25 protein-coding genes are annotated in these 22457 nt (G+C 46.8%); all 25 read left to right on the top strand.

What is annotated here, in order from left to right; genetic code table 11:
• The first annotated feature begins 44 nt into the window (after positions 1–44).
• Positions 45–1205 carry an ADP-forming succinate--CoA ligase subunit beta gene (sucC, locus tag ITJ88_RS04480; protein ID WP_023468732.1) on the top strand — a complete coding sequence of 387 codons (1161 nt, stop codon included), beginning with the start codon at positions 45–47 and terminating at the stop codon, positions 1203–1205.
• Between the two features lie 13 nt (positions 1206–1218).
• On the top strand, positions 1219–2136 hold the full coding sequence (sucD, locus tag ITJ88_RS04485) for a succinate--CoA ligase subunit alpha (protein WP_023468731.1): 918 nt from the start codon (positions 1219–1221) through the stop codon (positions 2134–2136).
• Positions 2137–2218: 82 nt separating this feature from the next.
• Positions 2219–3046: a DNA-processing protein DprA gene (gene dprA / locus ITJ88_RS04490; protein WP_195864769.1), complete on the top strand. Its 828-nt coding sequence runs from the start codon at positions 2219–2221 to the stop codon at positions 3044–3046.
• A gap of 47 nt (positions 3047–3093) precedes the next feature.
• Positions 3094–5190, top strand: a complete 2097-nt coding sequence (gene topA / locus ITJ88_RS04495) for a type I DNA topoisomerase (RefSeq protein ID WP_195864770.1) — start codon at positions 3094–3096, stop codon at positions 5188–5190.
• A gap of 3 nt (positions 5191–5193) precedes the next feature.
• Entirely contained in the window at positions 5194–6498 is a 1305-nt protein-coding gene (trmFO, locus tag ITJ88_RS04500; RefSeq protein ID WP_058264804.1) for an FADH(2)-oxidizing methylenetetrahydrofolate--tRNA-(uracil(54)-C(5))-methyltransferase TrmFO, read from the top strand.
• Between the two features lie 172 nt (positions 6499–6670).
• Complete coding sequence (locus ITJ88_RS04505) at positions 6671–7549, top strand: tyrosine recombinase XerC (protein ID WP_023468728.1); 879 nt, start codon at positions 6671–6673, stop codon at positions 7547–7549.
• 14 nt (positions 7550–7563) lie between these two features.
• Positions 7564–8115 carry an ATP-dependent protease subunit HslV gene (gene hslV / locus ITJ88_RS04510; protein ID WP_195864771.1) on the top strand — a complete coding sequence of 184 codons (552 nt, stop codon included), beginning with the start codon at positions 7564–7566 and terminating at the stop codon, positions 8113–8115.
• Entirely contained in the window at positions 8108–9481 is a 1374-nt protein-coding gene (hslU, locus tag ITJ88_RS04515) for an ATP-dependent protease ATPase subunit HslU (protein WP_023468726.1), read from the top strand. Before hslV ends, hslU begins: the two co-directional genes overlap by 8 nt.
• A gap of 16 nt (positions 9482–9497) precedes the next feature.
• Positions 9498–10277 (top strand): GTP-sensing pleiotropic transcriptional regulator CodY, encoded by a 780-nt coding sequence (codY, locus tag ITJ88_RS04520; RefSeq protein ID WP_023468725.1) that lies wholly within the window; start codon positions 9498–9500, stop codon positions 10275–10277.
• Positions 10278–10527: 250 nt separating this feature from the next.
• Complete coding sequence (flgB, locus tag ITJ88_RS04525) at positions 10528–10890, top strand: flagellar basal body rod protein FlgB (RefSeq protein ID WP_058704849.1); 363 nt, start codon at positions 10528–10530, stop codon at positions 10888–10890.
• Positions 10891–10893: 3 nt separating this feature from the next.
• Positions 10894–11292, top strand: coding sequence for a flagellar basal body rod protein FlgC (flgC, locus tag ITJ88_RS04530; RefSeq protein WP_029342078.1), 399 nt, complete (start codon positions 10894–10896; stop codon positions 11290–11292).
• A 17-nt stretch (positions 11293–11309) separates the two neighbouring features.
• Complete coding sequence (gene fliE / locus ITJ88_RS04535; RefSeq protein WP_029342077.1) at positions 11310–11597, top strand: flagellar hook-basal body complex protein FliE; 288 nt, start codon at positions 11310–11312, stop codon at positions 11595–11597.
• Between the two features lie 61 nt (positions 11598–11658).
• On the top strand, positions 11659–13194 hold the full coding sequence (fliF, locus tag ITJ88_RS04540) for a flagellar basal-body MS-ring/collar protein FliF (protein ID WP_230088525.1): 1536 nt from the start codon (positions 11659–11661) through the stop codon (positions 13192–13194).
• Positions 13195–13198: 4 nt separating this feature from the next.
• Positions 13199–14206 (top strand): flagellar motor switch protein FliG, encoded by a 1008-nt coding sequence (fliG, locus tag ITJ88_RS04545; protein ID WP_195864773.1) that lies wholly within the window; start codon positions 13199–13201, stop codon positions 14204–14206.
• Positions 14190–14927 (top strand): FliH/SctL family protein, encoded by a 738-nt coding sequence (locus tag ITJ88_RS04550; protein ID WP_195864774.1) that lies wholly within the window; start codon positions 14190–14192, stop codon positions 14925–14927. The genes fliG and ITJ88_RS04550 overlap by 17 nt, the downstream gene beginning before the upstream one ends.
• Complete coding sequence (gene fliI / locus ITJ88_RS04555; RefSeq protein ID WP_195864775.1) at positions 14920–16233, top strand: flagellar protein export ATPase FliI; 1314 nt, start codon at positions 14920–14922, stop codon at positions 16231–16233. The genes ITJ88_RS04550 and fliI overlap by 8 nt, the downstream gene beginning before the upstream one ends.
• A gap of 12 nt (positions 16234–16245) precedes the next feature.
• A complete protein-coding gene (locus tag ITJ88_RS04560; protein WP_029342072.1) occupies positions 16246–16680 on the top strand; it encodes a flagellar export protein FliJ in 435 nt (144 codons plus the stop codon).
• A complete protein-coding gene (locus tag ITJ88_RS04565) occupies positions 16677–17222 on the top strand; it encodes a MotE family protein (RefSeq protein ID WP_195864776.1) in 546 nt (181 codons plus the stop codon). The genes ITJ88_RS04560 and ITJ88_RS04565 overlap by 4 nt, the downstream gene beginning before the upstream one ends.
• Before the next feature lie 13 nt (positions 17223–17235).
• Complete coding sequence (locus ITJ88_RS04570) at positions 17236–18354, top strand: flagellar hook-length control protein FliK (RefSeq protein ID WP_195864777.1); 1119 nt, start codon at positions 17236–17238, stop codon at positions 18352–18354.
• Positions 18347–18817 carry a flagellar hook capping FlgD N-terminal domain-containing protein gene (locus tag ITJ88_RS04575; protein ID WP_058704854.1) on the top strand — a complete coding sequence of 157 codons (471 nt, stop codon included), beginning with the start codon at positions 18347–18349 and terminating at the stop codon, positions 18815–18817. Before ITJ88_RS04570 ends, ITJ88_RS04575 begins: the two co-directional genes overlap by 8 nt.
• Positions 18817–19668 (top strand): flagellar basal body rod protein FlgG, encoded by an 852-nt coding sequence (gene flgG / locus ITJ88_RS04580; protein WP_195864778.1) that lies wholly within the window; start codon positions 18817–18819, stop codon positions 19666–19668. The genes ITJ88_RS04575 and flgG overlap by 1 nt, the downstream gene beginning before the upstream one ends.
• The gene (locus ITJ88_RS04585; protein WP_029342067.1) at positions 19665–19901 is read left to right on the top strand and encodes a flagellar FlbD family protein; all 237 of its coding nucleotides are present in this window, start codon (positions 19665–19667) and stop codon (positions 19899–19901) included. Before flgG ends, ITJ88_RS04585 begins: the two co-directional genes overlap by 4 nt.
• On the top strand, positions 19876–20325 hold the full coding sequence (locus ITJ88_RS04590; protein ID WP_029342066.1) for a flagellar basal body-associated FliL family protein: 450 nt from the start codon (positions 19876–19878) through the stop codon (positions 20323–20325). Before ITJ88_RS04585 ends, ITJ88_RS04590 begins: the two co-directional genes overlap by 26 nt.
• Positions 20326–20334: 9 nt before the next feature.
• Positions 20335–21318 carry a flagellar motor switch protein FliM gene (gene fliM, locus ITJ88_RS04595; RefSeq protein ID WP_029342065.1) on the top strand — a complete coding sequence of 328 codons (984 nt, stop codon included), beginning with the start codon at positions 20335–20337 and terminating at the stop codon, positions 21316–21318.
• Between the two features lies 1 nt (position 21319).
• Positions 21320–22447 (top strand): flagellar motor switch phosphatase FliY, encoded by a 1128-nt coding sequence (gene fliY / locus ITJ88_RS04600; RefSeq protein WP_195864779.1) that lies wholly within the window; start codon positions 21320–21322, stop codon positions 22445–22447.
• Positions 22448–22457 lie beyond the last annotated feature (10 nt).

Genomic DNA, 22457 nt, shown 5'->3' on the forward strand with positions numbered 1-22457 from the left:
ACAATGAAAGAGCCGAAACTAAAGGGGTTAAGGGGGATTTTTTCATGAATGTACATGAGTATCAGGCAAAAGAATTACTTCGTTCGTACGGTGTACCCGTACCAAACGGAATCGCAGCCTTCACCGTCGAAGAGGCGGTCGATGCATCAGAACAATTGTCAGGCCCGATTAAAGTCGTCAAAGCTCAAATTCACGCGGGGGGACGCGGTAAAGCAGGTGGCGTCAAGCTTGCGAAATCGCAAGAAGAAGTGAAGGAATATGCGACGGAGTTACTCGGCAAAACGCTCGTCACGCACCAAACAGGTCCAGAAGGAAAAGTCGTTCAACGTCTTCTTGTCGAAGAAGGGTGTGCGATTGACAAAGAATACTATCTTGGAATCGTACTTGATCGTGTGACAGGCCGTGTCGTCATCATGGGATCAAGCGAAGGTGGTATGGACATCGAAGAGGTGGCGGAAGCGACACCAGAAAAAATCATCAAGGAAGTCGTCGATCCTGCAGTTGGTCTTCAAGGATTCCAAGCGCGTAAACTTGCGTTCGCAATGGGTGTTCCTGTGAAGCTCGTCAACAAGTTCGTCGGTATGGTCACGAAACTCTACAACTTCTTCGTCGACAAGGATTGTTCGATCGCAGAAATCAACCCACTCGTTACGACGAAAGATGGCGAAGTCCTCGCACTCGATGCGAAGTTGAACTTCGACTCAAATGCATTGTATCGTCATGCGGACATCGTGGCGTTACGTGATGAAACAGAAGAAGATCCACGCGAAGTCGAAGCATCAAAGAGTGATTTGAACTACATCGCGCTCGATGGAAACATCGGTTGTCTCGTCAATGGTGCTGGTCTTGCCATGGCAACGATGGATATCATCAAACACTTCAGTGGTGATCCTGCGAACTTCCTTGATGTCGGTGGTGGTGCGACGAAGGAAAAAGTAACAGAAGCCTTCAAACTGATCTTATCGGATGAGAACGTCAAAGGGATTTTCGTCAACATCTTCGGTGGAATCATGAAATGTGACGTCATCGCAGAAGGTATCGTTGCGGCGACAAAAGAAGTCGGTCTCGAATTGCCACTCGTCGTTCGTCTTGAAGGGACGAACGTTGATGCAGGGAAACAAATTCTCAAAGATTCAGGTCTAGCGATTACAGCAGCTACATCAATGGCAGACGGCGCAGAAAAAATCGCTGCGCTCGTGAAGTAAGGGGGAGCTAAAGATGAGTATTTGGGTGAACGAATCGACGAAAGTCATTATTCAAGGGATTACTGGTAACCAAGGGATGTTCCACGGTGAACAGATGATCGACTACGGCACAAACCTCGTAGGCGGTGTCACACCAGGAAAAGGCGGTACGGAAGTACTCGGTGGTGTTCCTGTTTTTGATACGGTCGCACAAGCGGTCGAAAAAACGGGTGCGAACGCATCGATCATCTACGTTCCACCAGCATTCGCAGCGGATGCAATCATGGAAGCAGCAGATGCGAACATCGCGTTGATCATCTGTATCACAGAAGGTATTCCAGTTCTTGATATGGTCAAAGTAAAACGTTACCTCGAAGGCAAACCAGTTCGTCTCATCGGACCGAACTGCCCGGGCGTCATCACTCCAGGTGTTGCGAAACTTGGTATCATGCCAGGATACATCCATACACCAGGTCATGTCGGTATCGTCTCACGTTCTGGGACTTTGACATATGAAGCTGTCCATCAATTGACGACGGCTGGCATCGGTCAATCGACAGCTGTTGGTATCGGGGGCGACCCGGTCAATGGAACGGACTTCATCGATACGCTCAAAGCGTTCAATGAAGATCCAGAAACAAAAGCCGTCATCATGTTAGGAGAAATCGGTGGAACAGCTGAAGAAGAAGCGGCTGAGTGGGTCAAAGCGAACATGACGAAACCAGTCATTGGTTTCATCGGTGGTCAAACAGCTCCTGCCGGCAAACGGATGGGTCACGCAGGTGCGATCATCTCTGGCGGTAAAGGAACAGCTGCTGAAAAAATCAAGACACTCCGTGCAAACGGAATCGAAGTGGCAGAAACACCAGCTGTCATTGGTGAGACGTTAATCCGTGTCATCAAAGAAGCAGGGATCTATGACGAGTGCGTGACGAACAGCACAGTCAAATAAATCAAAAAAGAAGCTGTCCTGATCAAATCAGGACGGCTTTCTTCTATATAAATAAGAAGCTTAAATAAGGAGCGCTGATCTCATGAAACGTGAACTGTATGTCCGCTTCGCCATGTGTCAGGTACCGTACACGATCGTCCAATTGATTGAGCAATTCGGAATCGTTCCCAGTCATGAATTACCCGTTTCGACGCGTCTTCGAAAACGGTATGAACAAGCACTCCAGCTTGATTGGATCGAAGAATCGATTCTAGTCAAAGGAGATCCACTGTTTCCGACTGTGTTACTGACGATCCCTCAACCGGTCTATGCCCTCTTTTACCGCGGTGATCCGTCCAGTCTAACACTTCCACGCGTCAGTATCATCGGTAGTCGAACCCCCTCACCGCACCATCTTTCCCGTATGCGTTTCCTGCAACCCTTCTTTCATCCAGATCTCGCCACCGTTTCCGGAGGTGCCTATGGTATCGATGCCCTCGTCCATCGCTTGTCCTTAAAACATCAGCAGACAACGATTGCGGTTCTCGCAGGAGGACTTGATCGTCTGTATCCTACTTCTCACTCCAGTCTTTTTGAACGTATCCTCTCACACGGTCTTCTTCTCTCTGAATATCCACCCGGAACTCCTATTCAAAAATTTCAATTTCTAGAACGGAACCGGATCATTGCTGGATTGTCCTCATCCTTGATCATCGTCGAAGCGGCGAAACGAAGCGGTACGATGAATACTGCCAGTCATGCGCTTGACCAAGGAAAAGATGTCTATTGTTTGCCGGGTTGTCCCACGGAATCGTTCTTTACCGGAACGAATCAATTGATCGCAGAAGGAGCGATTCCACTCCTTGATCCGGAAGAAGTTTCAAAAAGTATTCGGCTGAACGTTGACAAATGGGAATCGAGACTACTATGATAAGTGAGATTAAAATACGAGTACGCCTCTAATAGGGAGCGATTGCAATGGCAAAATATCTAGTAATCGTCGAGTCACCCGCTAAGGCAAAAACCATTAAACGTTATCTCGGATCCAACTATACCGTGAAAGCGTCGATGGGGCACGTCATTGACTTGCCGAAAAGCCAAATGGGAGTCGACGTCGAACATGACTATGAACCGAAATATATCACGATCCGTGGTAAAGGTCCGGTCTTAAAAGAACTCAAGACAGCTGCGAAAAAAGCACAAAAAATCTATCTCGCAGCCGACCCCGACCGTGAAGGGGAAGCGATCGCATGGCATTTAGCTAAAGCATTAGGCGTTGATGAATCAACGGAGTGCCGCGTCGTCTTCAATGAAATCACGAAAGATGCCATCAAGGATTCGTTCAAGCGACCACGCAAGCTCAACTATGATCTTGTCGATGCGCAGCAAGCCCGTCGTATCTTGGACCGCCTTGTTGGTTACAGCATGAGTCCGTTATTATGGAAGAAGATTAAAAAAGGGTTATCTGCGGGACGCGTTCAATCCGTTGCCGTCAAGATGATCATTGATCGTGAACAAGAAATCAATGCGTTCATGCCTGAAGAATACTGGACGATCAAACTCGAACTTGATGCAAACGGTGAAAAGCTCGAAGCGAACTTCTACGGAGTCGACGGCAAGAAGCGTGAACTTCATTCGCAAGAAGAAGTCGATCAAATCTTGAATCAACTCTCAGAAGACTTCACAGTTGATTCCGTCACGAAAAAAGAGCGGAAACGGAATCCAGCGTTACCGTTTACGACGAGCTCTTTGCAACAGGAAGCAGCACGTAAGCTGAACTTCCGAGCGAAGAAGACGATGATGATCGCACAACAGCTATACGAAGGAATCGAAATTGGAAAAGAAGGTACAGTCGGTTTAATCACGTATATGCGTACCGATTCGACGCGGACGTCAGATTCGGCGAACCTCGAAGCACACAGTTTCATTGAGCAGGCGTACGGAAAAGAATACATCGCAAGCGAGAAACGTAAAGAAAAGAAATCAGCGAACTCACAAGATGCACACGAAGCGGTTCGTCCGACTTCGACGATGCGCGAGCCACAACTCGTCAAATCGTATTTATCGCGTGATCAGTTCCGCTTATATAAACTAATTTGGGAACGGTTCGTCGCAAGCCAGATGGCGCCAGCGATTCTCGATACCGTCAAGATCGATCTCGTCTCGAACGACGTCACGTTCCGTGCGAACGGGTCGACCGTTAAATTCCCGGGCTTCATGAAGGTCTATATCGAAGATACGGACGATGAGGCGGTTTCAGACGTCAAGGAAGGACTACTTCCTCCACTCGATGAAGGAGAAGAGTTGAAACAATCAGCAATCGAACCGAAACAACACTTCACACAACCACCGCCACGGTATACGGAAGCACGTCTCGTCCGGGCGATGGAAGAGCTCGGCATCGGTCGTCCGTCGACGTATGCGCCGACACTCGATACGATTCAAAAACGGGGTTACGTGACGCTTGAAGAGAAGAAATTCTTACCAACGGAACTTGGTGAACTCGTCATCGATATGATCAGCGACTATTTCCAAGAGTTCATCACTGTCCAGTTCACGGCAGACATGGAAGCTTTACTCGATGCGATCGAAAAAGGTGACATGCAGTGGACGGAAGTCGTCGATCCAATCTATAAGTCCTTTGCAAAGCGTCTGACACGAGCAGAAGCAGAAATCGAGAAGATTGAAATCAAAGATGAACCGGCTGGAGAAGATTGTGAAGTCTGTGGTCATCCGATGGTCATCAAGATGGGGCGTTATGGCAAGTTCATGGCGTGCTCGAACTTCCCAGAGTGTCGTAACACGAAACCGATCCAAGTCGAGATCGGTGTGAAGTGTCCGACATGTGGAACGGGCGACATCGTCGAACGTCGTAGTAAAAAAGGACGTTTGTTCTACGGTTGTTCGAACTATCCGGAGTGTGAGTTCGTCTCATGGGATAAACCGGTCGAAGAACCATGTCCGGTATGTAGCAGTATGATGGTACAAAAGAAAATCAAGAACGGTGTGAAAGTAGAATGTACATCTTGTGGACATCATGAAACACGCATCGATCAGGAGCAAGAGGAGGAATGACCGTTGAAACGTGTAACGGTAATCGGCGCGGGACTTGCAGGTTCTGAAGCAGCATGGCAACTTGCAAAACGCGGCGTACAAGTAGACTTATATGAAATGCGACCTGTCAAACAGACACCCGCGCACCATACAGACCAATTCGCTGAACTCGTTTGTTCGAACTCACTTCGAGCGAACCAGTTAACGAACGCAGTTGGTGTCTTAAAGGAAGAGATGCGTCAGCTCGATTCCTTGATCATGAAAGCAGCAGACTTAGCAAGCGTTCCAGCAGGTGGAGCACTTGCTGTCGATCGGCATGACTTCGCAGGATATGTGACGGAAACGTTGAAAAACCATCCGAACGTTACCGTCCATCATGAAGAAATCGAAGCGATTCCAGATGGTCCGACGATCGTCGCGACGGGTCCGTTGACGAGTGCGGCATTATCGGAATCACTTAAACAATTCACAGGTGAAGATTATCTATACTTCTTCGATGCAGCAGCACCGATTCTCGATGGAGACACAATCGATCGTGAGAAGGTTTATCTGAAATCACGATATGATAAAGGCGAAGCTGCCTACTTGAATTGTCCAATGACGGAAGAAGAATTCCAGCTCTTCTATGATGAGCTGATTAATGCGGAAGTCGTTCCACTGAAGGAATTTGAAAAAGAGATTTACTTCGAGGGCTGTATGCCATTTGAAGTTCTCGCTTCTCGCGGACCGAAAACACTCTTGTTCGGACCAATGAAGCCAGTCGGACTGGAAGATCCGAAGACAGGCAAACGACCATATGCTGTCGTTCAATTGCGTCAGGATAACTCAGCTGGAACATTGTTCAACCTTGTCGGCTTCCAGACACATTTGAAATGGGGCGAACAAAAGCGCATCATTCGCTTGATTCCTGGTCTTGAGAATGCAGAAATCGTCCGTTATGGTGTCATGCACCGTAACACGTTCGTCAACTCACCGAATTTGTTGAAACCAACGTATCAGACACGTACACGTGACGACTTGTTCTTTGCTGGTCAAATGACAGGTGTCGAAGGATACGTCGAGTCAGCAGCGTCCGGCTTAACGGCAGGAATCAACGCTGCACGTCTCATCAATGAGGCTGAACCGGTTACGTTCCCGCAGGAAACGATGATGGGTGCGATGTCGCACTATATCACGACGACGGAAGGGAAGAACTTCCAGCCAATGAATGCCAACTTTGGATTGGTACCAGCACTCGTCGGGCATCCGGTTCGGATGAAAAAACCTGAGAAGTATGCGCTCTATGCAGAGCGAGCACTTGAAGCAATCAAAGATTTCACGGATATGTGATTTTTGATGGGGAGAAAGGCGTGATTTAGCGCTCTTTCTCCCCATTTCTTAATTTGTCATAAAAGCGTGATAATTTCGTTAATTTTTCGGTTTTTGGTCTATTGTCAGACTACTTGGTCTGTGCTATGCTAAGGGCGATTCGAGAATGAAATGGTCAGAAGGGGGCGCATTCATGGGGATAGACACTGCTTTTGAGCGACTGCTAGAAGATTTCATGCGGTATGTTCATATTGAACGTCAATTATCTCCGAATACAGGTCGCTCTTATGATCAAACACTTCGACAATACGCCGCTTTTTGCCGCGATCATCAGTTACGATCGATTGAATTGGCAAGTGCACGGCGTTATTTGTATGCTCTTTACGATCAGGAGCTGGCGCGGGCAACGATTGCACAAAAAGTTTCCTGCCTCAAACAATTTGGTCGTTTTTTGACACGTGACACCGATGAGCCTAATCCATTCGATGGATTAAAAGCACCAAAACGACAACAAGGACTTCCGACATTCCTCGTCCCAACGGAATATGAACGTTTCCTCGATGCCTTTCGATCGAGTGATACGCTTGGTAACCGGAATGTGGCGTTAGTAGAACTTTTATATGCGACGGGTATGCGGGTCAGCGAGGTCGTTCAACTAGATCTTCGTGATCTCGCGACTGATCACTCCTACGTCCATGTGTATGGAAAAGGTGGGAAGGAACGCATCGCACCGATCGGAACCTTTGCTAAAGATGCATTAGAACTGTACTTACCATCACGAGATCCAGTCGCAGGTCATGAGCAAGCGTTGTTCTTGTCTCATTCAGGGCGTCGATTGACGACGGATGCGATTCGGAAAATCATGAAAAAAGGGGAACAACTTGTTGGGAAACATGTGACACCACATGCGCTTCGTCATAGTTTCGCGACAGATTTACTGGAAAGAGGCGCCGATTTGCGAGCGGTCCAGGAGTTACTTGGACACGCATCACTGTCGACGACCGGTCAGTATACACACGTAACGACGGAACGATTACGACATGTTTATCAACAAGCACATCCTCGTGCCTAAGGGAGGAAACATTGATGTTTCATGCAACGACGATTTTTGCGATTCAACATAACGGACAATCCGCGATGAGCGGAGACGGACAGGTGACTTTCGGAAACCAAGTCATCATGAAGAAAAGTGCGAAAAAAGTACGGCGCCTCTACGGTGGCAAAGTCATTGCCGGATTTGCTGGAAGTGTCGCGGACGCGTTCACACTCTTTGAAAAATTCGAAGCGAAGCTTGAAATGTATAACGGGAACTTACAACGGGCAGCAGTTGAGCTGGCGAAGGAATGGCGCGGCGATAAGATGCTGCGTCAACTAGAAGCACTCTTACTCGTCATGGACGGAACACATCTCTTACTTGTATCCGGAAACGGGGAAGTCATCGAACCGGATGACGGTATTCTCGCAATCGGTTCAGGTGGTAATTATGCGCTTGCAGCAGGTCGGGCGTTAGCTCGACATGCAAATCATCTCACAGCAGAGGAGATCGCCCGCGCAGCTCTTGAGACGGCTGGTGAACTCTGTGTCTTTACGAACGATCAAATCATCCTAGAAACGATCGGAGGCAATGACCATGCATGAATTGACGCCAAGACAAATCGTCGAGAAGTTAAATGAACATGTCATCGGACAAGCGGATGCTAAACGTGCGGTGGCGATTGCTTTACGTAATCGGTACCGTCGACAATTACTCGATGCATCGATGCGGGATGAAGTCACACCGAAGAATATCCTGATGATCGGACCGACCGGAGTCGGGAAAACAGAGATTGCGCGACGTCTCGCGAAACTCGTCCGTGCGCCGTTCGTCAAAATCGAAGCGACGAAGTTCACGGAAGTAGGGTACGTCGGTCGTGATGTGGAGTCAATGGTGCGGGATCTTGTAGAAGCGTCTCTACGTCTTGTCAAAGATGAGAAAAAGGAAGCGCTCAAAGATCGAGCGGAAGCAGTGGCGAACGAACGAATCGTCGATGCGTTGTCTGGTAAAAAAGCGTCATCTGGTCTCGGTGGTGGAACGAATCCGTTTGAGATGTTGTTCGGCGGGAACCAGAAGCAACAAGAGCCGGATACATCGGAAGCGACAGCCGACCGTTCGTTACTTCGTCAGCAATTACTGACAGGGCAACTCGAGGATCGCATGATTGAAGTCGATGTCGAAGAACGTCAAGTGGATTTATTCTCTGGGCAACAAGGTATGGAGGGGCTCGCGAATCTTCAGGATATGCTCGGACAAGTCATGCCGAAGAAAACGAAGAAGCGTCAGCTCACAGTCAAGGAAGCACGACCAATCCTGACGGCAGAAGAAGCGGAACGGTTGCTTGACTTGAACGAAGTCCATGACGAAGCGGTCCGTCGCGCAGAACAGATGGGTATCATCTTCGTCGATGAGATCGATAAGATCGCGACAAAAGGACATGATTCAGCTGGTGTTTCACGAGAGGGTGTTCAACGAGACATCTTACCGATCGTTGAAGGATCGACGATCGTTACGAAATATGGTCCAGTCAAGACGGATCACATCTTGTTCATCGCTGCAGGTGCGTTCCATATGGCGAAACCATCTGATCTGATTCCTGAACTCCAAGGGCGTTTCCCGATCCGTGTCGAACTCGACAGTTTGACAGAAGATGACTTTGTTAAAATTTTGACTGAACCGAATCAAGCATTACTCAAACAATATAAAGCATTACTAGGGGCAGAACATGTTCATGTCACCTTTACAGAAGAAGCCATTCGTGAAATCGCACGGATTGCTGCACAGGTAAACGATGAGACGGATAATATTGGAGCACGACGCTTGTATACGATCATGGAGCGCGTTCTTGAAGAATTATCCTTCGAAGCAGCAGACATGCCGGAGACGGATGTGACGATCACGCCACAATACGTGACGGAACGAGTTGGAAAAGTAGCAGATGATCGAGACTTAAGTCAGTTCATCTTATAAAGTGGAGGAAGAAAAAATGAATTTATTGGCGAAAACGCGGAAGCTGAATACGATGTTACAACAAGAAGCGAGCACACATGTTGATTTCAAGGTCATGGCTGATCGACTCAGCGAAGTCATGGAATCGAACACATTCATCGTAAGTCGGCGCGGTAAGTTACTAGGTATCGCAATCAAGCAACAAATCGAAAATGACCGGGTCCGTGGTTTCTTAGAAGAACGTCAATTCCCGGAAGATTACACGAAAAAGTTATTTAACGTCACGGAAACGACAGCAAACATTGCCATCGATAGTGAACATACGGCATTCCCAGTCGACAACCGTGATACGTTCGAAACGTCGAAAACGACGATTGTACCGATCATCGGTGGTGGCGAACGCCTTGGGACACTTGTCCTCGGTCGTATGGTGGAAGACTTCAACGAAGAAGACCTTGTGCTTGCTGAGTATGGGGCAACTGTCGTCGGAATGGAGATTCTTCGTGAGAAGGCTCATGAGGCGGAAGACAAGGCACGCAAGAAAGCGGTCGTTCAGATGGCGATCAATTCATTGTCTTATTCAGAACTCGAAGCGATCGAACATATCTTCGAAGAACTCGAAGGCAATGAAGGACTCCTTGTCGCCTCAAAGATTGCCGATCGCGTCGGCATTACGCGTTCCGTCATCGTCAACGCGCTTCGTAAACTCGAAAGTGCAGGCGTCATCGAGTCACGTTCGCTCGGAATGAAGGGAACATACATCAAAATCTTAAACGATAATTTCCTATATGAATTAGAGCGAATTAAATCGAACTAAAAAAAGGAAAATGCTGCTAATACAGAGAAGACCTAGTTAAGCACTAGGTCTTTTTTGTTTGACTAGGTATTATTTATCATTTTTATAAGAAAAGGGAATAAAAAACAGAATATTAACATCTCATTACCCTATTTTTCAAAAAACTTCTTTTCAAACATTGACCTATTTGTTTCAATTATTTCAGATATATTACTAACGACTTACTTTTTTCATGAATTTAAATATAGTTGCCACGAGTGGAGGAAAGAAGATGAATTGGTTAGGATCTGACTATAACGTAATGACACAAGCCGTCAATCGAACGGTCATGGCACAGGAAGTCATCGCTAAAAATATCGCGAATGTCGATACGCCTGGGTATAAAGCAAAGCGTGTCACGTTTGGAGATGTTCTCGATTCAGAGATGAAAATGAGTTTAAAGCGACATGCAACAATCGGAACTTCTGGTAGCATCGTTGATCGACCAAATACGATGCGTAACGATGGAAACGGTGTCGATATCGATCTTGAGATGTCTGAATTATCACGCAACCAAATTGAGTATGAGGCATTGGTCGAACAGCTGAATCGTAAATTCTCAGGTATTCAGTCTGTTATCCGAGGAGGAAAATAATCGATGAGTATGTTCAACGGATTCCATACATCTGCTTCCGGGTTGACTGCCCAGCGTTTGCGGCTCGATACAGTCTCGGCAAACATCGCAAATGCTCAAACGACACGAGGTGAACTCGTCAATGGACAGTGGCAACCGTATGCGAGAAAACTCGCTGTGTTGAAAGAGACTGCCAATGGTGTCACGGTCAGTGAATTGAAGAAAGATCCAGAACCATTCAAATTAGAATATAACCCGACGCATCCAGATGCGGATGAACTCGGGTACGTCAAGATGCCCAATGTCGATATCTTAAAAGAAATGGTCGACATGATGGGAGCGACACGCTCTTACGAAGCGAATGTAACGGCCTTGAACGCCACAAAAGCGATGCTCGTCAAAGCGATGGAGATCGGTAAATAAGTAGAGGAGATGACGGGATGGCAATTCAACCAATTCAAAACATGCAGATGGTACTACCCACGCAGACGGTCGCTAAGACGACACCAAGTGATTTTAGTGAGGTGCTCAGTGAAGCGATGAACGGACTGAATGCAACGCAACACGCCTCATCTCAAGCGCGCGTCGACCTCGCGACAGGAAAGACGACGGATCTACATAACATCATGATTAAAACAGAAGAGGCATCGCTTTCTATGCAACTCGCCCTTGAAGTCCGCAACAAAGGCATCGAAGCATACCAAGAAATGATGCGTATGCAACTGTGACTGTTAAGGAAAGCGTGGGAGATGTTGAATGAACGAACGAATAAAAGCTCGATTAGGAGCTATGAATACGACATGGAAAGAATGGTCACTTGCGAAGAAGGCGACGATTTTAGGAATCATCGTCGTCGTTTTAGCGGCGTTGATTGTTGCCATCATCTGGTTATCTAAACCAACGATGACGCCTCTTTATTCGAAGCTATCCCCTCAAGAAGCAGGACAAGTGACGGAAAAGCTAAATGAAGATGGAATCGCATCGGAAGTCGTTACTGAAGCGAATGGTGTGACGATTCTTGTTCCAGAAGCAAATGTCGAAAACTTAAAAGTCGAATTAGCGACGGCTGGTATACCGAAATCCGGTCAAATCGATTATTCCTTCTTTAGTGAAAATGCTGGATTCGGAACGACGGATAAAGAGATGAATATTCTTGAACGCGATACAATGCAGACGGAACTTGAAAACTTGATCACACAAGTAAATGGGATCGAGTCAGCAAAAGTCATGATCACTCTCCCTGAGAAGAGTGTTTTTCTATCGGATGAAAAGGAATCTTCAACGGTTTCTGTCGTCTTGACTTCTAGCGCGGGCAGTAATCTTAACAATCAAACGGTTCAAGGACTGTATCATTTGATTGCAAAGAGTATTCCAAACCTTAAAGAAGAAAACATTACGATCATGGATCAGTATTTCACGTATTACGAGCCGGGTTCTGCTACGCAAACAGCGGGTGGAACCGATCCGATGGCGCTGAAGAAAACGACGGAAAACGATTTACGCAAGCAGATTCAGCAGATGCTATCTGTCGTTCTCGGTCCACAAAAAGCACTCGTATCTGTTACGGCAGATGTCGATGTGACGAAACGTCAGGAAGAACAAAAGCTTGTCGAGCCAGTAGATCCCGATAAAATTGAAGGAATCGTCACGTCAGCTGAAAAAGTAGCAGAAGCGTACACAGGCTCTGCAAATGCTGGTACAGCAGGTACGGGGCAAAATGAGACAACGAATTTCCCAGCGGGTACTGGAACGACGGGTGATACGAGTGAAAAAACACACGATATCATCAACTATGAAGTCAATCGAATCACGAAACAAATCACAGGAGCTCCTTATGAGATTCGCGATTTAGGAATTCAAATCATCGTCGAGCCACCAAAAGGTCAGAATCAAATCGATCCACAATTACAAACGGACTTACAGACGATGATGTACTCAATCATCCGGACATCATTAACGAAGACAGATGCGAAAGCAACACTGACGGATGCAGAGCTAGCCAATAAGGTCGTTGTCATGTCTCGACCATTCGCGGAAACGACGACAGCGACGAAAACGACGACGGCAACACCAATGTGGGTATGGTTCGCACTTGGTGGAGCAGCGATCCTCGTCATCGGAGCAGTCATCCTCCTCATGCGTCGACGGAGAGCAAATGAATTCGAAGAACTTGAGGAATGGACACCGATTGAGACGGAAATTCCGGAATTATCAACAGAAGATACGAGCGATGGTGCAGTCAAACGCAAACAGCTTGAAAAACTCGCTGAATCCAATCCGGATGAATTTGCGAAATTATTACGTACTTGGTTAGCGGAGGATTGATGAGATGAAGAAGCTAGAAATGAACAGTCGGGAAAAGGCTGCGATTCTCATGATTTCGTTAGGTCCTGAAGTCGCTGCCAATGTATATAAACATTTATCGGAAGAAGAGATGGAATGGTTAACCCTACAAATCTCAAGTATGAAACGAGTCGATCCAGAAGATAAGTTAGTCGTTCTCGATGAGTTTCATGAACTAGCGATGGCGCAAAACTACATCACTCAAGGTGGAATTGGGTTTGCTAAATCGGTTCTTGAGAAGGCGCTTGGTGAAGAAAAGGCGATGGAACTCATCTATCGCCTGACATCGACGTTACAAGTCCGACCGTTTGAGTTTGCACGAAAGGCAGACCCAAAACAGCTATTGAACTTCATTCAAAATGAACATCCGCAAACAATCGCGCTTGTTCTTGCCCATCTTGATCCTGCCAAATCAGGACAGATTCTCTCGGAGCTACCGGCAGAAGCACAATCCGATGTAGCACGGCGGATTGCGACGATGGACAGAATGAACCCGGAGATCATTAGCGAAGTAGAGCAAATTCTCGAACGGAATTTGTCACAAGCAGGCATGCAAGATTTTGCGCAGTCTGGCGGTATCGAGGCGGTCGTTCAAGTATTGAACGGGGTCGACCGGACAACGGAACGAACGATTCTCGATACGCTCGAGATTCAGGATCCAGAACTCGCAGAAGAGATCAAAAAACGGATGTTCGTCTTCGAAGATATCGTCACGCTCGATGCACGGGCGATTCAGCGCATCATTCGCGAAGTATCGAACGAAGATCTACTATTGGCACTCAAAGTATCGTCAGACGACGTCAAGGATATGGTCTACCGCAACATGTCACAACGGATGGTCGAATCGTTCAAAGAGGATATGGAATTCATGGGTCCTGTTCGTCTCCGAGACGTCGAAGAAGCACAAAGTCGAATCGTCGGAATCATCCGCCGCTTAGAAGACATGGGTGAGATCGTCGTGGCTCGTGGTGGAGGAGATGATATTGTTGTCTAACGTCATCAAACGACAAGCAGTGATTGAACGACAGGAGCGAACGCTCGTGCAGGTTCGTTCCAGTCAGGAAGAATCGGCAATCGTTCCAGATACGTTCTATGAAGAGCGGATGGCAGAAGGTCACGCAGAACTAGAACGTCTTCGCCAGGCGATGGTTTTAGAGTTTGAACAGCGTCAGCGTGAGTTTGAACACGAACGTCTTCAGGCATTAGAAGAAGCACGTCAACGAGGATATGAAGAAGGATACCAAGCTGGATTTGAAACAGGACGTGCGGAAGGACAAGCAACGTTCGAAGAGCAAATCGCAACGACGAATACGTTTATTGTACGAATCGAAGAGCAAAATCAAGAGCGATTGATGCGATTGGAACATGAATTGTGTGTGCTTGGACTCCAGGTGACGCATCAGTTTCTAGAGCAGTTACACGATGAAGAAGAAGAGGCATTATACCAATTGTTACATCAGTTGATCATTCAGTTCCGAGATCGTGAAAAAATCATTATCTACGCTTCACCAGTGGACTTTGAACGGGTCGTTCTGCTTGAAGAGCAACTCCAAGGTGTTCTAGGTGCTAATGCGACGATTCAATTACGATTTGATCCAGCGCTAAAAGCACGCGATTATCGGATCGACTCGGAGAACGGAGCAATCACAGGTGGTTTGACAAGTGGCTTTGAAGCCCTACAAACCAAAATCAAAGAGGTTTTACATCATGTTTAACGTAAATGCGATTCAAGCCGCCGTGCGAGAAATTCGTCCGGAAGAACTCGTTCAGCATTCCGGAAAGGTCGTACAAGTGATTGGATTGATGATTGAATCACGCGGACCAACGGCTGTCGCAATCGGCGAGCGTTGTTTGATTCAAATTCAACAACGACAGACGATCGAAGCGGAAGTCGTCGGTTTTAGAGAGGGTCACGTTCTACTCATGCCGTACGGTGAGACGACATCGATTGCTCCAGGCTCAATTGTTCTTGCGACAGGAAAACCACTCCACGTCCCTGTAGGCGATGAACTGATTGGCAAGGTGCTTGATGGTCTAGGGAGACCACTGGACGGAGAGTCATTAGAAAATTTCCGTACTACATCAATCGTTCGCAAACCACCAAGTCCGTTAGAACGTCCTCGTATCAGTGATGTTCTCTCGACGGGCATTCGTGCCATCGATGGTCTACTAACGGTCGGTCAAGGGCAACGCGTTGGTTTGTTTGCAGGATCAGGAGTTGGGAAGTCGACATTACTCGGTATGATTGCAAAACGATCGACAGCAGACATCAACGTCATCGCCTTGATTGGTGAACGCGGACGTGAAGTGAAGGAATTCGTAGAGGCAGAGCTTGGAGAAGAGGGGATGAAACGCTCCATCTTAGTCGTAGCGACGAGTGATCAACCGCCACTTGTTCGTCTAAAGGGCGCCTATACAGCAACAGCCATCGCTGAACATTTTCGAGATCAAGGTAAGAATGTGGTCTTGATGATGGACTCCGTCACACGTTTTGCGATGGCACAGCGAGAAATCGGTCTTGCGACAGGGGAACCACCTGCGTCAAAAGGATATACGCCAAGCGTATTTGCTCTTCTTCCTCAATTGCTTGAACGTAGTGGTAAGACACAGGATGGTTCGATCACGGCTTTTTATACCGTACTCGTCGATGGAGACGATATGAATGAACCGATTGCTGACGCTGTACGAGGAATCTTAGACGGTCATTTCGTTCTTGATCGTAATCTTGCGAACAAAGGACAGTTTCCAGCGATTCATGTCTTACGATCCATCAGTCGTGTCATGAATCAAATCACGACTGCTGAACAAAAGACTGCTGCCGTCGCATTTCGACAGCTGCTATCGACGTATCTTGATTCGGAAGACTTAATCAATATCGGCGCCTACAAAAAAGGGACGAACCCAGAAATTGATCGTGCCGTCGATAAATATCCGGAGCTGATCCGTTTCTTAAAACAACAAATCCATGAAGACAGTGACTTCGAGAAAGCTTGTCAGCAACTCATGGCAACGATTCAGTAAGGAGGGCGGAAGATGAAGACGATTTATGAACGAATCATTCCTTTAGCTGAAGCAGAGAAAGATCGCGTCGCAAAAGAATTGAGCCTTCATAAAAAGCAATATGAGATCGAAGTCGAAAAACTATATCATCTGCTCGTCCGTTATGAATCCTTTCTGAAGGCGCAAGATGAGATTGGCATCGTCGAATTAACGTCTTCGCAATATCGAGAGCGGGCTCGAGATGTCGTGAAGCAAGAAATCGAACGGCAACAACTGTACGTGACACAATCGAAAAATCGCTATGAACGCGCACAGGAAGCACTCGAACGAGCGTTGATCGAGGAGAAGAAGTTTAGTCGTCTTCAAGAGAATCATACGGTTGAAACAAAACGAATCGAAGCTTTGACGGAACAAAATCAATTAGATGAACTGGCATTGTTACAGTTTGGAAGAGGACGGATGATATGAGTGAAAATAAAACGTCAAAAGGATGGATCTTACCTTTATTAATCATTCCTTTGATTTTAATCTTGCTGACAGCTTATTTCGTATTAAATTATGCGAATGGACGTCCACTGCTATCCTTACCGTTCGCAACGGAAAAAACGACTACGAATCAAGCAAATCCGTCAGCAGAACTCGAACGTCGTCTGAAAGTAGCGAATCAAGAAATCAAGAAACTACGCAATCAAAGCAAAGAACAATCGGATACATTAAAAGCGAAAGAGCAGGAAGTCGAACGTTTGATTGCAGAGCGGGATCGTTTGAAACAAACACCGACGCCCGCGACGACGGATCAAACGAAGACGACGAAGAAAAAAGCTGCATCTGTGACAGAGGTCTATGCTGAAATGGCACCAAAGGATGCTGCGCTCATCTTAAACGAACTCAGTCCGACAGAAGTCGTACCGATCATCGAAGACATCGATGCGGAACAACAGGCAGCAATCATTGCCAAGATGGACGCTAAAAAAGCAGCAGCCTTAACACAGCTACTCGCGACGAAGTAAGGAGGGAAGCCTGATGAACATGACGGAAGTAATACAATCGTCCTCCCCGAACTTGAATACTGGAACAGGGAAAAAAGGAGAAATGACAACGGTTGGTGGTCAATTTGCTTCGTTACTGGATTATCTGACGAAGTTACCAACAATGTCACCGTCACCAGTCTCAGCTGATTTGACAGCACTCGAGACGAAAGTGGAGACACCACTATTACCGGATTGGATACAAGAACTCGTAGATCAACCGGACGAGCTTCTCTCTTTACTGAAACAACCGGAAGTAGAGGCGTTAAAACAAGAACCGAAGAAAATGGAACAACTACTAGCGTTCGTCAAACAATTGCTCGAAGGAAATGTCGAGCAGGCGAAAAATCAGTTCGATCAATTGCCACCATTGCTTCAGCAAGTCGTCTTACAGACAGTGACGAACGATACGATCAAAATGAAAGATCATCATACGAACAACTTGAAACAACCATCACTTCCTACGATTGAAGGAGACATTTCCGCGTTGCCTGTGAAACAGACGCTCCCGCAAACTGGTCCTATTGTCGAAACGCTCAAGTCGGACACTGTAGCTGTAGCTGAGCAGGCGAAAGGAAAGACACCGCTTCCGTTGGCATTCGCTTCACTCATGCGAAAAGCGACCATGCCCGTTGATCCCGAAGGCAAAGCCACTCCGCCTCCGATGAGCATGCCGATTTATAAAGGTATCCCGTTGCAAACGATTCGTCCGGTGCCGCTACCTATTCCAGAACAGATTCAACAACGAATCGAAGCCGCACTTCAGCAAGCACCTTTCTTAAAAGGTGCTGACGGGTCAACGCGATTGTCGATTCGTCTTTATCCAGAGCAGCTTGGAGAGGTCGTCGTTCAACTCGATCGTAAGGAGGGGGCATTGACCGTCAAACTGTTTGCGAGTACTGAGCAAGCGAAACAATCGATCGAGCAACAACTTGGAAAATTGCAGACAGCTTTACATCAGCAGACGCCAGTCGTAAAGATCGAGACGGGGATGATTGCTTCTAGTGCACGGGAGTTTCAACAGTCGTTCACACGTGATCAGCAGGAGCATGAGTCCCCTTATCAAGAAACACCCACTCCAGTAGAGGAAGAAGAGGAGGAAGACGATGACTGATGCAATCAAAACAGATGGTACTTCATACCAGCTTCCTGAAAAATCACAAGTACCGACGAATAAAGCGATGGACAAGGATATGTTCATGAAGATTCTGATTGCCCAGCTGTCGAATCAAGATCCGACGGCTCCGATGGAAGACAAGGATTTCATTGCTCAGATGGCACAGTTTTCTTCACTTGAACAGATGCAAGCAATCGGCAAGACGATGGACACGATGGTCTTGAACCAACATGCGACAGCGTTACTATCTTACAGTAATCTAATTGGTAAAAAAGTTAGTTATGAAGCGGAGTCGAAGACGACTGATGCTTCAGGAGCAGAGCAGACGACGACCGTCGAAGAGACAGCCAGTGTCGTTAGCGTAAAACGAGATGGACTGGATATCATGGCTGAACTATCGAACGGAAAACAAATCAGTGTGTATGAACTGACGCAGATTCAATCAAAGGAGGAAAAATAATGTTACGTTCAATGTATTCAGGAATCAGTGGGCTTAAGAACTTCCAAACGAAACTGGATGTCGTCGGGAACAACATCGCGAACGTCAACACGTTCGGTTATAAAAAAGGACGGGTGACGTTTAAGGATCTCGTCAGCCAATCAGTTGGTTCATCATCAGGTGCTGGTGGTAATGTCGGTGGGACGAACCCAAAACAGGTCGGTCTTGGAGCATCGATGTCAACAGTAGATAACGTCTACAACCAAGGAGCACTTCAAAATACGGGACGTGTTCTCGATGTCGGGATTTCTGGTGAAGGGTTCTTCCAAGTCGTCACTGCGGAAGGAATTCGTTATACACGCTCGGGTAACTTCTATACGGATCTTGATGGAAACTTAGTTACAGGTGACGGGAACTACTTAATCGGTACTGGGACACAAGGAGCTGCAAACGGTACTCCGCCAGTACCCCTTCCAGAAGCAGGTGGCGCAGGATTCCAAAAACTAAAAGTACCAACGGATGCGCGTAACTTATCAATTGGTAAAGACGGTCTCGTTACTTATGTCGATACGACAGGAGCATTACAAAACGTCGGTTATATCACGATCGCGAACTTTGCTAACCCGGGTGGTCTAGAAAAATCAGGTGTCAACGTATTCGCAGCGTCACAAAACTCAGGTGCACCGGTACTTGGAACACCAAGCTTGGATGGAATGGGGCAATTGACATCTGGAACGCTCGAAATGTCAAACGTCGACTTATCAGAAGAGTTCACGGAGATGATCATTGCTCAACGTGGTTTCCAAGCGAATACCCGAATCATCACGACTTCTGACCAAGTTCTTGAGGAACTGGTCAATCTGAAACGATGATTACGCTAACGACATTACGTAATGCACCACTCGTACTAAACGCCATACTGATCGAATCTGTCCGTTCCACTCCGGATACGACGATTCAACTCGTCGGTGGACAGATTTATGTCGTGAAGGAATCAATAGAAGAGGTCAAGGCAATCGCAATCGCTTTTTATCAACAAATCGGATTAGCGGGCTTGAACAGTGTAAGGAGGCTCGAAGATGGCCGAGGAAAAGAAGAAGAGTAAATTAAAAATCCCTTTGATCATGATCATTGTCGCAGCATTGATGGTTGGGGCAGGGTATATGATCATGAATTACTTTTTGGCTAATGATACGACAGAAGCGAAAGTCGAACAGCCGACAGGTGAAGAACTTGATGCACGAAGTCTTCAGACAGACGACTTGACGACGAATATCGCTGATGAACGATTCTTGAATGTCCAATTCACGATCGTTACAGACGATCAAGCAACACGCGATGATTTAGAATTACGAAAGTTTCAAATCAATAACATCATCTTAGGTGATTTATCTGCGATGAAAAAGTCGGACTTAGATTCAAAAGCGGATATGGAAAAGCTTGAAGAACGGTTGCGGATGCAGTTCAAGAAGCTCATCCAAGAAGGTGATGTCCAGCGTGTCTATACGACGAAAAAAATCATCCAGTGAGGTGGCAGCATGAGCGAAGTATTATCCCAACATGAAATCGATGCCTTGCTATCAGCCATTTCAAGCGGAGATATGGAAGTCGAGGAAATCCGAAGTCAAGAGGAGCAGCGCCGTGTCAAAGTCTATGACTTTAAACGAGCGCTTCGCTTCTCAAAAGATCAATTACGGAATTTAACGCGAATCCATGAACAGTTCGCCCGAGTGTTGACGACGCATTTTTCTGCACAACTTCGGACGTACGTCCAGTTCACGGTCAATACAGTCGAGCAACTCCCGTACGATGAATTCATTCATTCCATTCCGAATATGACATTGATCAATCTAGTCAATCTTCATCCGCTTGATGGTAAAGTCTTGTTCGAAGTCAATCCGAACATTGCTTATGCGATGCTCGATCGATTACTTGGAGGACCGGGTGAAGGGATGAACAAGATTGAAAATTTAACGGAGATTGAGACGCGTATTCTGACACAATTGTTCAAACGTGCCTTCGTCCAATATGGTGCCGCTTGGGAGTCGGTGACGGAAGTCGAGGCGGAGTACGACGATTTGGAGATCAATCCGCAGTTTCTACAGCTCGTTTCTCCGAATGAGACGGTCATCCTCGTTTCGATTTATGTAACGGTTGGAGAAGTGAGCGGTACGTTGAATGTCTGTTTGCCGTTCGTAACACTTGAATCCGTTCTTCCGAAATTATCAAGTCATTATTGGATGCAACAAGAAAAGCGAACGACAGCAGATAATCAAGAGTCTGAACACATGCAAACGCAGTTGATGAGTTCCGTCGTCGATTTAAAAGCAGTGCTCGGCCAAACAGAGCTATCGTTTGGTGAATTGTTACACCTCGAAGTAGGCGATTGTTTATCCCTGAAGACGCGAGCCTCGGATGCCGTCGATGTATTCGTCGATGACCGGAAGATGTTTAAAGCCCGACCGGGACTAAACGGGAAACACCTCGCTTTGCAAGTCTTACAACGAATTGAGGAGGAATAACATGAGCGATATGCTTTCGCAAGATGAAATCGATGCGTTGTTACGCGGAACGCCATCAAACGATGAACCGCAAGATTCGGACGCAGACGAAATATTAGATGATATGGAAATCGATGCGCTAGGGGAAGTCGGAAACATCTCACTTGGGAATTCAGCAACGGCCTTATCGGCATTGTTGAATCAAAAAGTAGAAATCACGACACCGCACGTCCGGATGATTTCGATGGAAGAATTACGAAGTCGTTACCCGATTCCACACGTCGCGTTGCGTGTCGGCTATACAGAAGGATTTAAAGGAGAAAACGTCCTGATCCTGACACAGCGTGATGCTTCCGTCATCGCGAATCTGATGATGGGAGGCGATGGTGTCATTGATGAATCACTTGAGATGGACCCGATTGCTCTATCTGCTGTACAGGAAGCGATGAATCAGATGATGGGAGCTGCTGCGACATCGATGTCGACCGTGTTCTCCATGCGAATCGATATCTCACCACCTGCTGTTGAAATTTTTGATTTTTCACAAGATAAGAGCATCGTCGATAGCTTTTCTCTTTGGGAAAACATGGTCATCATCGAGTTTGATTTGAAGATTGGCACGATGATCGATTCCAAAATCGTTCAATTGGCACCACTGGACTTCTCGAAACAATTGATTCAAAAACTCTTTAGCGCGAGTACGACCCAACAAGCAGAACCTGCACCACAAGCAACGGCACAAGCGCAACCAGAACAACCACAAGCACAACCGACACCGGCACCCGCGATGGAACAACGGACAGTCGCCCCACCACCTGAGCCGAAAGCAACGCCAGTCAGTGTCAGTCCGGTTCAATTCAGCCAGTTAGGCGAGATGGAAGTAGAGGGGACACCAGGCAATATCGGAATGTTATATGACGTTCCATTGAACGTCACGGTTGAGTTAGGGCGGACACGCCGCTCCGTTCGTGACATATTGGAATTAACACAAGGTTCTGTCATCGAGCTGGATAAACTGGCAGGCGAACCAGTTGACGTTCTCGTCAACAATACATTGATTGCAACGGGTGAAGTGGTCGTCATCGAAGAGAACTTTGGTGTACGTATTACAGAAATCGTAAATACAAAAGAACGTCTTCGGATGTTCTAAGGAGGAACTA

It is taken from the genome of Exiguobacterium abrahamii (genome assembly GCF_015645365.1).
GTDB lineage: Bacteria > Bacillota > Bacilli > Exiguobacteriales > Exiguobacteriaceae > Exiguobacterium_A > Exiguobacterium_A abrahamii.